Raw genomic sequence first — 12501 nt, 5'->3', positions numbered from 1 at the left:
TTTAGGAGTTTAAAGTGAACACATTATTGAAACAGACTTTAACGGCAAGTGTATTATCAACTATGCTCGCAAGTGCAGCATTTGCAGCACCAACAGAAACCCCACCAGACTTTGTAAAGCGTGTGGCGGATGGTTTGGTGACACGTTTAAAAGCTGATCATGCGAAACTACAAAACAATCCTGAATTGGTTAGAACAATTATTCGCCAAAATCTCGATCCGTATGTAGATTCACAAGCTTTTACTCGTATCGTATTAGGCACTTACGCAAATAATCAGCATACAACTGCGGCGCAACGCGCACAGTTTGAAAAGAACTTCCGTGAAGTGATTATTGAAAACTATGGTAGTGCTTTTGCAAAATATACAAATCAAAGTTACACCATGCGCCCATATCGTGCGTCAAACTCGAAAAATCCTGTGGTGACCTTAGATTTTCTGAACAATGGTGAGAAGATTCCAGTGTCATTCCAATTGGTTGATAAAGGGGATCAATGGCGCATCCGTAATGTGAATGTGGCTGGTATTGACTTAGGTTTACAGTTCCGTAACCAGTTTGCTGCGACAGTTCAGCGTAATGGCGGTGACATTAACAAAGCAATCGCAACCTTTAAACCAGATGCAGATGCTGCAGTATCTAAAAAATAAGTAGGTGACGGGTGATTCAGTATATTGATCAGCAATTGATCGTTTCGAAAACGATTAACTTTGAAAATGCAGAGCAGGTTTATCAGGCTGGCTTAAAGTATATTCAGCAACATCAGAATTTTCCTTTGATTGTTGATCTTGCTCAGCTTGAAAATGGTAATACTTTATCTTTGGCGGTTTTGGTGCAATGGTTGCGAAAAACGCCAGATTGTAAAGGACTGCATTTCAAAAATGTTTCTGAGAAAATGTTGAAAATCATCCAAGCTAGTCATCTACAAGATGATCTGAAATTGATCTGATCTGGAAATAAGAAAGAGAGCTTTTAATAAAGCTCTTTTTTTAAGTCCATAAATAATTAAATCTGATTTAGTAGTAATTTTTTTCGTCTAAATAATTTCATATTGGTGTGAATAGATAGTTATACTCAATTAAAACTTTATAACAAGGCTCATATAAGAAAGAACTATCATTAAGTTGTTAATATAAATACAATATTCAACCTCAAATCTGTATGTTCTCAAGTTTTAATAAGTATGATTTTTCGAAAAGATATTAATGGATTAAGGGCAGTAGCAGTACTGGCTGTTGTTCTTTTTCACTTTAATCCTCAATGGTTGTCAGGTGGTTTTGCAGGGGTTGATGTTTTCTTTGTTATTTCTGGTTTCTTAATGACATCCATCATTTTTAATGAAATCGAAAAAAATACTTTTAATCTATTTAAATTTTATACCGCTAGAGCGAATCGAATTATTCCTGTATTAGCCGTTATGGGTGCTGTTCTTTTAGTTTTTGGGTGGTTCTATCTGCTCCCGACAGATTATAAAGATTTAGGGAGACAAGTTGAAAAGAGTTTGTTGTTCACCTCAAATATTTTATTTACACAAGGTGATGGCTATTTTGATACGAATGAAAAAAGTAAATGGCTATTACATACTTGGTCACTTTCAGTCGAATGGCAATTTTATATATTTTTCCCAATCATTTTACTTATGTTAAGGAAAACTTTTTCTCATCAAAAAACCAAGTTTATTATTCTGATTTTATGCCTAATAAGTTTCTTTTATGCAGTCCATTTAACAGAAAAAAATAGTCAAGATTCGTATTTTTTATTAACGACTCGCGCTTGGGAGATGTTGCTCGGTGGATTAGCATTCTTATATCCCATGTCAATCAAGAATATGAAGTACCGATTTTTTATACAATCGGTAGGAGTTATAAGTGTTATAGCATCTTATTTCATCTTTTCAGAACAAACTCCTTGGCCCAGTCAATGGACGTTATTACCTGTTGTTGGGACATACCTAATCATTCTAAGTGGTTATCAAAATAATATTCTTTTAAATAATTTTATTTCTAATGCAATCGGAAAGTGGTCATATTCAATCTATGTTTGGCATTGGCCCTTAGTTGTTGCGAGCTTATATTTTTCTTGGACTCAGTGGGCAATATATGGCGTGTTATTTTCAATAATACTTGGGTTTTTAAGCTATACATTTGTTGAACAGATTAAATTTAAAAAGTACACAGCATGGAAAGAAATTTATAAAGTAAAGCCATTATATATGGTATTGGTTTTATTTTTTTGTAGTTATGGGATTAAAAAAACCGAGGGTGTTGAGTTGCATTATTCAGCTCATATCTTAAAAATCCTTGACGAAGTAAATAATACAAATCCATATAAATGTGATCCTGGTTTTCATGATCCTCGAATCATACCTTGTCATATTGGGCAAGCGAATCCCATTCAAGCAATCGTGTTAGGAGATAGTCATGCCAATGCTGTAGCTACCTCAGTTGCAGCTGTATTTGACTTAAAAAAAGAGGGCGTACTGACTATGACAAAATCTGGTTGCCCTTATATTCTGGGTGCAAAATTTAGCAATAAAAATTGTGAAGCAATTAATCTAGAACGTTCAACAATGTTGGAAAAACAAAAAGGTGTCCCGATCTTCTTAGTGAATCGATATGTATTACAATTGGAAGGGGAAAATGATCCCCAAAAAATCGATACCAAAAATCCGCCTAAAATTTATTTTAATCAAAAAAATGAGCCTCGAGAAGAAACCTATCAAGGTTTCGAGCAGAATCTACACTCAAGCATTTGTACATTAACCAAAACTAATCCTGTATATATGGTTTTACAAATTCCCGAAATGGGTTTTGATGTACCTAAGACAATAGCAAAACAAGCCTTATTTTCCTCTAAACTCCAAGACCCTTCAATTACTTTTAAAGCCTATCAAGCTAGAACCGAGAAAGTTAATGCTATTTTAGATCGTGTTGCTGCTAAATGCGGAGCACATATTTTAAACCCAGCTGCGATTTTATGTGAAACTGGAAAGTGTATTGCCGAATATCAAGGGCAGCCAATTTATCGAGATGGCGACCATTTAAGTGAATATGGCAATAAACTACTCACTCCAATGTTTAAGGCCGCTTTGTCTGAATAAGTAGAAAAACTTTGAATTTAAGGCCTCCATTGGAGGCCCTGTTTTAAAATTTAAGTTGGTAAAGTTAACAATGTTAAATCCATTTTTTCCAACGGAAATAAAGTGTTGGTCCGATCAATAGCGTAATCACAAAAGTAATCACGATCCAGAAGCTTGTATCCCCTTGAGCAAAAGGTAATACATCAGTATTCATACCGTAGATACTGGCAATCAACATGGGTGGAGCTAACATACTGGGTAAAATAGAGAAACGTTTAAAAGTTTCATTCATTTCAGTGTTGGCAAAGCCTGTGGTGATATCAAGCAAGAATTTTAATTTCTGGAATAGGAATGCATTGTGCTCAAGTAAGGATCGTACATCTTCACTCATTTCTCGAATATCCGCATCATATATATGACTGCCTAATGCACGTGGACGTGATAGGAAAGTCAATACGCGGCGTAAGTCGGTAAGACAGAGTTGTGCTTTTCCCAGCATATCTTCTTGATGCGCTAAACGGGTGATCATGTCATCAAGGTCTAAGATTTGTTCACGATGATGATCATTGAGAACCTCAGCAGAATATTCCTCAAGGTATCGATGGGTATCCTCAAGAATATCTGAAAGTTCATCCAGTTTTGCTTCTAATAAACCTAATAAAATCAGAACAGGATCTTTATAATCCATTTCATAATCATTACGTCGAGCACGCGCACGAAAGGCACGAAAGGCAACTAATTTTTCACCACGTAAAGTAATGAGTCGATTTTTTTCAAGTAAGAATGCAACCGTATGAACTGTCGCCGCTAATGTATTTTCTAAGTCTTCTTGTTCTCGATCAGATTGAAAGTTTTTATTCTTTGTTAAAAAGTAAGTGCTGATATGCAAGATTCCGTCATCATCACGATAAAATCGTGCCGAGGAGGAAATATCTTCTAGTGATTTTAGGGTAGGTAAGTTTCGTTCATAGGCATCAAGTACCCATTGCTGCTCTTCTTGGGAAGGTGCGATTAAATCGATCCAAACCAATTCAGGATAGAGGTCAAAACCACCATTAATGGTTGCGTCTTCTAGACTACCGCGCTCTGTGGCATAAAAGGCTTCAAGCATGTCTTTTTTCCTCGCGCAGTGAATATTAGGACTTTTGCACTTTGCAGAAAGTCAGCGTGTATTTTAGACAAGGATGCAATGAAAAACACTTGCCTAATCGTTATTTTCTAAAAAATCTTTTTTCTTAGCTTACTTTAACAGCATGACATTTGTATAAAGCGATTTTAATTATATGAAATCATTTTGTGTTTTCTATGATTCCTCTCTTGGAAATAGCCTGATATATCAACAAATGGTACCAATAACCGAGCAGACAATTGTGGAGCAGACCAAAACACTATTTTATGATGCTAATCATTTTGATTTAATAGTTGCTGTTGCTGAAATTCAAGTATGAGGAAATTCCATTGAAAATTATAACTGTTGCGGCAGCAATCATCGTCAATCAATACAATCAACTCTTGTTAGTGCGGAAACAAAATACACAAGCGTTTATGCAGGTAGGGGGTAAATTGGAAACCAATGAAGCCCCTGAAATCACGATTCAACGTGAAATTTTAGAAGAGATTGGTTGTGAGTGTGAGATCCAGCAATTTGTTGGAAAATTTGAAACAGCTGCTGCCAACGAACCTGATCATAAATTGGTGAGTTATCTCTATACGGTTGAGTTAAAACAGCAACCTCAAATTGCGGCTGAAATTGCAGAAATGAAATGGATAGATTTGGATGATCAGTCTACGTTACTCGCTCCTTTAACCAAAGAGGTGGTGATCCCGTGGATGTCTAAAAAACAGCTGTCAGAGGCGAGTGTTTAACCCCACCAGCAGCTAGACAAACAGCATAAATCTTTTGGCAGCCCAATTGGTGTAATCTCTGGGATAATGCATCAATTGAGCTGCCTGTCGTAATCACATCATCTACGATCAAGACTGTTCGATAACGGATTTTATTGGGTGGATGCGCAACAAATTGATGTTCAATATTTTCCAAACGTTCTAAGCGTGATAAGCCTTTTTGTGAATGCTGAGCCAAACGTTGCACAGGCTGCCAGACGGGTATATTTAATGTTTGGGCTAAGGCTTGAGCCAATAATAAAGATTGATTAAAGCCACGTTCGACTAAGCGATCTGTAGAAATCGGCATCGGAACAATGGCTTGAACTTTAGGAAGTTTAACTTGTTGTAATATACCACTGAGCAATCTCTGGTGATGTAGCTTCTGCTCATATTTAAATTGTTGAATAATGCGGTTGATGGGATACTGATAATGGCAGGCAACAAAAACCTGTTGCTGATTGCGTTCAATTTTTTGTTGTAGCCAAGGCATCTGTTCCCAACAATTTTTGCACACCCCAAAGTATTGTTTAGTTCCTATTTCGCATAAATCACAAGCAGTGAAGTGATCCAGAATTCGTTGGGTTTGATGGTTGAGTAACTTAAACATAGGCATATCTTGGTGCTTCAGGTAGCCAGCGTTTTAATAAACCATCTGCATGTTGTGGATAGTCTTTCAGAATCTGTTCTGCAACGTAATGTGCTTGTGTGAGCAAATGATCATCGCGTTCTAAGCGCGCAACACGGAAACCCATGTCTCCCGTTTGTTTGGTTCCGAGTAATTCACCAGGTCCACGAATTTCGAGATCTTTTTCTGCAATCACAAAGCCATCATTACTTTCTCGTAATATGGAGAGTCGTTCCTGACCATTTTGCGATAATGGTGTTTTATAAAGAAGGGCACAGAAACTCGCAGTCGCGCCTCGTCCCACACGGCCTCGAAGTTGATGTAATTGGGAAAGGCCTAAACGTTCTGCATTTTCAATCACCATAATCGAAGCATTAGGAACATCCACTCCTACTTCAATGACTGTGGTGGCAATCAACAGTTGTAATTGATTATCTTTAAAGGCTTGCATAACAGCTTGTTTCTCATCGGCTTTCATTTTGCCATGTACAAGTCCGACATTTAGATCAGGGAAACGTTCTTTAATTTCTTGATTGGTGGCTTCTGCAGCTTGAGCATCAAGTGTTTCAGATTGTTCAACCAAGGTACAGACCCAATAGGCTTGTTTACCTTCACGACAATTTTGGGCAATTCGCTGTAGTACTTCTTCACGACGATCTAGCGGAATGGTTACGGTTTGAATGGGTGTACGTCCTGGTGGGAGTTCATCAATCACTGAGGTATCTAAATCACCGTACGCACTCATAGCTAAGGTGCGGGGAATGGGTGTCGCCGTCATGACGAGTTGGTGTGGTGTAAATTGATCCGCACCTTTATTGCGTAAGGCAAGGCGTTGGTCAACACCAAAACGATGTTGTTCATCAATAATCACCAAACCAAGCTTAGAAAATGCAACATTGTCTTGGAATAAAGCATGTGTACCGACGATCAGTTGCGAATGGCCTTCTCTAATGTGCTGTTCTGCTTGGGTTCGAGCTTTGCCTTTTTGTTTACCAGACAACCATGCGACATCGATGCCTAAGGGTTCAAACCAGCGTTTAAAATTCAAATAATGTTGTTCTGCTAAAATTTCAGTCGGTGCCATGAGTGCGACTTGCCACTCTGCTTCAAGTGCATGACACGCTGCGATAGCTGCCACAAGTGTTTTACCTGCACCAACATCACCTTGAACCAACCGTAACATGGGTTGCTGTTGTTTTAGATCTTGCAAGATTTCTTTGGATACGCGCTTTTGGGCATTGGTCATCTGAAACGGCAACGCTTCTAAGAGCTGTTTGGCTAAAACTTTACTGCTGGTAAATTGGGGGGCTGCAATTTGGCGAATATAGGCACGACGGGTTAATAGGCTAATCTGATGCGCAACCAATTCTTCAAAAATCAAACGTTGTTGTGCGGGATGAGAACCTTGATTGAGTTGAACCATATTGGCATCAATCGGTGGCTCATGGATATAATGCAGCGCTTGTTTTAATTCATAACCATTGCTGTATTTACTGGGTAATAGCTCTGCTAAATCATCACTATGATGTGCCAAAGCCTGCCGCACATATTCGCGTAATTTGGGCTGCGTGAGCCCTTCAGTGCTCGGATAGATCGCTGTCAGTTGTGTTTTAGGCAAAGGTGTGTGCTGTAGAATCACTTGTATCTCAGGATGATAAAGTTCAAGCCCCCGTGCACCTACTCTAACTTCACCAAATATGCGTAATCGATTTCCTACTTGAATACGATCAGTTAAGCCTTTGTAGATATGATAGAAACGCAAAGTGACTTTGCCAAAATCATCTTGTAGCAATGCTGCAAGAGATTTCTTTTTTCCAGGTGGAAAGTCGATAGAACGAACTTCGCCTTCTAGCAGGTAACTACGTCCGACCATGAGCTGATTCATCGGAATAATAGTGCTACGATCCTCATAGTCACGCGGTAGATGAAACAACAAATCATCCGTGCTAAAAATATGAAGCTTTTCTAATAAGGTCGCTGCGGCAGCACCAACGCCTTGTAACTGCTGGACTGAAGTCATTCTTGATCAAGGATATATATGCATATTTTATTTATTGGTTATGGTAAAACATCTCAGCGTGTTGCTAAACACTTATTTGAGCGTGGTCACCACATTAGCACAATTAGTCGTACACCGAAAACAGATTGTTACGCGACGCATTATACTCAAGATGTTCATTGCTTGGATGTGACTGACCTAGCACCGATTGATGTGGTTTATGTGATCTTAGCCCCGTCTCAAAGTGGTATAGATGCGTACCAACACACTTATGTGGATAGCATTAAACCGATTGTACAAGCGCTAGCCTCGCATCCTGTAAAACGTATCGTGATTGTATCTTCAACACGTGTCTATGGTCAGAATGCAGGGGAGCGAGTTGATGATGATTCTGAAATCCAACCAGTTGATGAGCAAGGACACTTATTACGGAAGATGGAATTACTTTGGCAGTCCTATTATCCACTGCAGAGTATTATTGTTAGACCGACGGGGATCTATGGCATCTCGATTGCACGATTGAAGCGTTTGGCTGAGCAGACTTTAAGCTATCCAAACCTGCATTTTAGCAATCGTATTCATATCGATGATTTAGCGAAATTTTTAGCATTGTTGGTCGATCTGCCCCATGTAGAAGCCAGTTATATTGTGTCTAATAATCAGCCATTGCCAATGCATGAAATTTTGCAGTGGTTTCAACAGCAGTTAGATTTACCTCTTTTAAAACTTCTCACTGAGCAGCAAACAGGCAAACGAATTTATGCAACCAGATTAATGCAGACAGGTTTTAAATTTGACCATTTGATTTGCTTTAATGACTACGCAGCAGCCTTATCGGCACATAGTAATGCTGAAAAATTAGATTAAACTAAAAACAATATTAAGGTGTTTTTGATATTTAAGCGCCCATAATACTTGGTATGGATTTTGGATTTTAAATACCAATAGATTCCGTAAAGGAACTGCCTGAATTGTGCACAGGGTTTGCAGCGAGGCATTGAAGGTCAATGATGAAAAAAATAATGTGTTCGATGTTACTTGGTCTGATGGCAACAATCAGTTGGGCTGGAGAGCAGACATGGTGTGTATTTGATCCTTTAAGTACTCAAGGTGATATAAGCCGTCGTTTGCAAGATGTACATGTGCATGCAATGCAAAGCCAAGTACAGTTGAAATTTAAAACGTTTAAAAATGAACAAGAGGCGATTAAAGCATTTGATCAAAAAGAATGTTCAGGTTTGGTTGCCTCAAATTTTAATACCTATCGTTATAATCGATTTATGGGTAGTACTGCCGCCATTGGTTTAATTCCCAATAATCGAACCGCACGTGTATTTTTACAGTTATTTACCAATCCGAATGTTGAAAAGCGCATGCGAGAAGCTGAGTATGAAGCGGTTGGAATGATTCCTGTGGGTACGGTTTATATGATTATGAATACCCAAAGGATTAATAAAGTTTCACAGCTTAGGAATAAGAGTATCGGCATTTTGGTAGATAACCCTCCGCAGTTGGCACTAGCGCAAAGTGTTGGGGCAAAACCTACGTATGTGGACTTCTCAAATGCGATTGATTTATTTAAACAAAAGAAAATGGATATTTTAGCTTCGCCAGCCTATGGTATTTTGCCGTATAACCTGAAACAAGAATTTGGAGAATCGACTCAAGTGGTCAATTTTCCTATTGCATATTTCGCAGTCAATATTGTAATCAGACCACAAGCTTACCCTACAGGATTTGGTCATACGATTCGCGCATGGTTTGCAAAAAATAGCCATGTATTGGCTGCACAAGCGATGCAGTGGGAAAACCATTTGCCTGCCTATTATTGGGCAGATATTTCGAGTTACGAAAAGCAGGGCTATGATGCATTAGTCACCAGAATTCGCAATCGCTATGTTGCATCGGGATATTATGATGCTTATTTGGTTGAACTGATTCGGCGATTACGATGTCTGGATGACCCCAAATATATAGAATGTAGAAAGTAGGGATGAATAAAAACGGCAACTCAAAGTTGCCGTTTTATTTTTACTGCACCTATGCTTTTTTACGTTTTAAACGTCGTTTTGCTTGTTGTGATGCCATCGCTTCTAAAGCAGCGGCAAGCTCTTCATCACTAAATGTGGTGATATGTTGCAGCATTTGCAAAGTAGTCTCATCCAGTACCAGTTGAGCACCTGCCGCCATTTCACTAAAGTTATCATCGTATTCAATGAAGCCTTGTTCATTGTTGCGAATATAGTTTTGCTGAGTCAGTACCTTGATAAAACTTTGGAACAATGATTTATCGAAGAATTCAGGTGAGTTGAACTCATAAAGTACAGAGAGTCGTTGACCCAATAAATGACTCAGTTCTTCAACTTGTTTGGTCGAGATATTGCCAGAGCCACGTTGTGTAATGAGCGCAAGGGTCATGTAATAACGCTCTAAACTTTGTTTTACTGGCATCGCCAAAGTGAGAAGTTTTTGATGCTCTTCGCTATTTGGTGTTGGGCTGAATAGATTGCCATCATGATCTTGGAAAATTAACCCGATTTCTGACAAGGCATCGATATAGGCACCGATCTGTTGTTGTAACTCAGATGACTGCCATTTCATAAACAATTCAGCTTTTAAGAATGGATATAAGGTGCGAATGACATTACTTAAATCTGTTTTGTGAATCTTGCCATTATGTTCAACCAAAGATGCAACCAATGAAGGTAGGACAAAGGCATGTAAAATGTTATTGCGGAAATACGTTAGTAATACGGCTTGATTGTCTTCGATCGCAATAATATCGCCTAAGACATGTTGAACGCGTTTGATGAGTTTAAGTTTTAAACCGTATTCGATAATCTCTTTACCTGATAACGACGTCACTTGGGTACGTTGATCATAAGGCTGTTTAGCGGCAAGGTCACGGTAGATATCTAGTTGCTTTGCGCAAATTTCTTCATCTAAAGTATGTTTTGGTGTCGCTAATAAAATTAAAGACAATAGCGATACAGGGTTGATCACTACTGCGCGGTTAATGTTTTCTAAGATACGGTTTGCTGAATCAGAGACAACGCGAGAAATTTCAATTGGTGCTGGTGCATCATTCTTTTCAATTTGAATCTTGTCAGCATTGTGCTGTTTTAATACATCATCTAAGAATACAGGCTCACCGAAGTTCACATGTACTTTACCAAAGATACGTTCAATTTTTCGCAATGACTTGAGAATACCAAAAATGGATTCAGCTTCTTTAGGTTTACCTTGCATTTCACCAACATAGGTTGAACCTTCCATTAAACGTTCATAACCAATATAGGTCGGAACAAAGGCAATCGGTTTGGCGCGACCACGTAAATGTCCGTGTACGGTCATTGCCAACATGCCTGTTTTTGGTGGTAATAAGCGACCTGTACGTGAACGTCCACCTTCAATAAAGTACTCGATCGGGGTGTTGCGAGATAAGATGTTGTATAAATATTCTTTAAACACAGAGGTGTAGAGCGCGTTTCCGCGGAATGAACGGCGAATAAAGAAAGCACCACCACCACGTAATAGCTGACCAACAAAAGGTAAATTGAGGTTATCACCGGCTGCAATATAAGGAATCATCAGACCACGTTTAAAAATCACGTAGGACAGTAATAAATAGTCAATATGGCTGCGATGACATGGGGTATAAATAATTTCGTAATCTTTGGCAAGTTCACGAACAGTACTAAAGTTATGTACGTCTACACCATCGTAAAGCTGTGTCCATAATCGTGTTAAGGCCATATCAGCAAAGCGAACTGCCGAGGCTGAATAGTCTGATACAATTTCATTTACATAACCAATCGCACGTCGCTCTGCTTCGAGCATACTAATTTTATGTTGAATACTTTCACGGCGAATCGCATCTTGTACGTCAGGTGCTTTCACTACAGACTGCATTACATTACGACGATCTGATAAATCTGGGCCAAGTACCACTTCACGCTGTTGGTCGAGGTAGCTATCCAGTGAGCTTGCAATATAAGTAGCTGGCGAAACATTTGGATGATTGGTTTTGGCGTACTCAACCAATTCTCGTAAGGATTGTGGTTCATGGAACTCTAAATACGATTGGCGACCATGTAAGCCTATATTTACCAATTGTTTTACAGTGCTTGGGGTTGCCCAAGTGTCTGAAAATAAAAGCTTAAACCAAGAGTCTTCTTTATCAGGGGAGCGTCCCCATAGCACAGTAACAGGGATGAGTTGTACTTCGATTTCTGGATTTTTTTCGAGTGCTTCAATGAGTTGTAAAAGACGAGGTGGGAAGGTTTGTGTATTAAAAAGAATATTGTCATTTTGATGTAAAAAAAGAACAGAATTTTTTTCTTGATAATCGCCAAAACTCAAAGGATCCAAAGCGGGTTTGAGTTGTAGACGACGGGTTTCACCATCAACCACCAGTGCATTACTATGAGAGTGGTTTTGTAATACATAACACACGACTTTTTTTGCATCGTTTGTGCTTTGTTCTGTGGTGGACTCTACAGGAACTTCACCAAGAATATGTGGTGTAACCACAAGGTCAAGTAACTTACTCGAAAGTTGGCGATACATTTGACCAAATCCAGTCTTGGACATTACAAACTCCTAAATGATAACCCTAAGCAAATGCATAGCGCTGCAATCTAAACAGCACAAGGCCATGTCCAATACACAAACATGAACACGACATTCTGCGGTATTCTTACATAAAACGGTATGTTGTTTTCTGACAAAATATAGCGTATTTGGTAGATTTTATCGTTAAAAAACGTATTTTTAGCGGTTATAAATATAAAGTTATACTGAGAAAAACATTTATATTGAGTGCTAACTGTATTAATCGATAAATCTCGATTAATATAATTGTTCTTGTTTCGTGCTAGTCCTTATTCTCACTAGGACCTTGCTTTTGCTTGA

At 38.7% G+C, this 12501-nt stretch carries 10 protein-coding genes; 6 read left to right on the top strand and 4 right to left on the bottom strand.

Annotated features, from left to right (window positions below):
• Positions 1-14: 14 nt before the first annotated feature.
• The 3 genes from DK207_RS12985 to DK207_RS12975 all read left to right on the top strand — a co-directional run bounded on the left by DK207_RS12985 (position 15) and on the right by DK207_RS12975 (position 3097).
• A complete protein-coding gene (locus tag DK207_RS12985) occupies positions 15-647 on the top strand; it encodes an MlaC/ttg2D family ABC transporter substrate-binding protein (protein WP_109441525.1) in 633 nt (210 codons plus the stop codon).
• A gap of 11 nt (positions 648-658) precedes the next feature.
• Positions 659-946: a toluene tolerance protein gene (locus DK207_RS12980; RefSeq protein WP_109441524.1), complete on the top strand. Its 288-nt coding sequence runs from the start codon at positions 659-661 to the stop codon at positions 944-946.
• A 234-nt stretch (positions 947-1180) separates the two neighbouring features.
• The gene (locus DK207_RS12975; RefSeq protein ID WP_109441523.1) at positions 1181-3097 is read left to right on the top strand and encodes an acyltransferase family protein; all 1917 of its coding nucleotides are present in this window, start codon (positions 1181-1183) and stop codon (positions 3095-3097) included.
• A 73-nt stretch (positions 3098-3170) separates the two neighbouring features.
• On the opposite strand, the gene DK207_RS12970 is transcribed toward DK207_RS12975, so the two are convergent.
• Entirely contained in the window at positions 3171-4187 is a 1017-nt protein-coding gene (locus DK207_RS12970; protein ID WP_109441522.1) for a CorA family divalent cation transporter, read from the bottom strand.
• 347 nt (positions 4188-4534) lie between these two features.
• Here DK207_RS12970 and DK207_RS12965 point away from each other — a divergent pair, with 347 nt between their 5' ends.
• Complete coding sequence (locus DK207_RS12965; RefSeq protein ID WP_171293687.1) at positions 4535-4942, top strand: NUDIX hydrolase; 408 nt, start codon at positions 4535-4537, stop codon at positions 4940-4942.
• On the opposite strand, the gene DK207_RS12960 is transcribed toward DK207_RS12965, so the two are convergent.
• Complete coding sequence (locus DK207_RS12960; RefSeq protein WP_109441521.1) at positions 4911-5570, bottom strand: ComF family protein; 660 nt, start codon at positions 5568-5570, stop codon at positions 4911-4913. The genes DK207_RS12965 and DK207_RS12960 overlap by 32 nt on opposite strands.
• Positions 5563-7608 (bottom strand): ATP-dependent DNA helicase RecG, encoded by a 2046-nt coding sequence (gene recG / locus DK207_RS12955; RefSeq protein ID WP_109441520.1) that lies wholly within the window; start codon positions 7606-7608, stop codon positions 5563-5565. The genes DK207_RS12960 and recG overlap by 8 nt, the downstream gene beginning before the upstream one ends.
• Positions 7609-7626: 18 nt before the next feature.
• Here recG and DK207_RS12950 point away from each other — a divergent pair, with 18 nt between their 5' ends.
• Positions 7627-8454, top strand: coding sequence for an NAD-dependent epimerase/dehydratase family protein (locus DK207_RS12950; protein WP_100833176.1), 828 nt, complete (start codon positions 7627-7629; stop codon positions 8452-8454).
• A gap of 143 nt (positions 8455-8597) precedes the next feature.
• Entirely contained in the window at positions 8598-9578 is a 981-nt protein-coding gene (locus DK207_RS12945) for a putative solute-binding protein (protein WP_109441540.1), read from the top strand.
• 49 nt (positions 9579-9627) lie between these two features.
• On the opposite strand, the gene plsB is transcribed toward DK207_RS12945, so the two are convergent.
• Complete coding sequence (plsB, locus tag DK207_RS12940; RefSeq protein ID WP_075314676.1) at positions 9628-12180, bottom strand: glycerol-3-phosphate 1-O-acyltransferase PlsB; 2553 nt, start codon at positions 12178-12180, stop codon at positions 9628-9630.
• Between the last annotated feature and the right edge of the window lie 321 nt (positions 12181-12501).

Origin of the sequence: Acinetobacter haemolyticus (genome assembly GCF_900406815.1) — a bacterium.
In the GTDB taxonomy this organism is placed as follows: Bacteria; Pseudomonadota; Gammaproteobacteria; order Pseudomonadales; family Moraxellaceae; genus Acinetobacter; species Acinetobacter haemolyticus_A.
Note: the sequence above shows the minus strand (reverse complement) of the source record. Positions and strands in the feature narration are given on the sequence as shown.

Bases quoted from the DNA above. Each gene is read 5' to 3' on its own strand.
- DK207_RS12960 (WP_109441521.1), bottom strand. From the start codon at position 5,570: ATGTTTAAGTTACTCAACCATCAAACCCAACGAATTCTGGATCACTTC.
- DK207_RS12970 (WP_109441522.1), bottom strand. From the start codon at position 4,187: ATGCTTGAAGCCTTTTATGCCACAGAGCGCGGTAGTCTAGAAGACGCA.
- recG (WP_109441520.1), bottom strand. From the start codon at position 7,608: ATGACTTCAGTCCAGCAGTTACAAGGCGTTGGTGCTGCCGCAGCGACC.
- plsB (WP_075314676.1), bottom strand. From the start codon at position 12,180: ATGTCCAAGACTGGATTTGGTCAAATGTATCGCCAACTTTCGAGTAAG.
- DK207_RS12975 (WP_109441523.1), top strand. From the start codon at position 1,181: ATGATTTTTCGAAAAGATATTAATGGATTAAGGGCAGTAGCAGTACTG.
- DK207_RS12945 (WP_109441540.1), top strand. From the start codon at position 8,598: ATGAAAAAAATAATGTGTTCGATGTTACTTGGTCTGATGGCAACAATC.
- DK207_RS12950 (WP_100833176.1), top strand. From the start codon at position 7,627: ATGCATATTTTATTTATTGGTTATGGTAAAACATCTCAGCGTGTTGCT.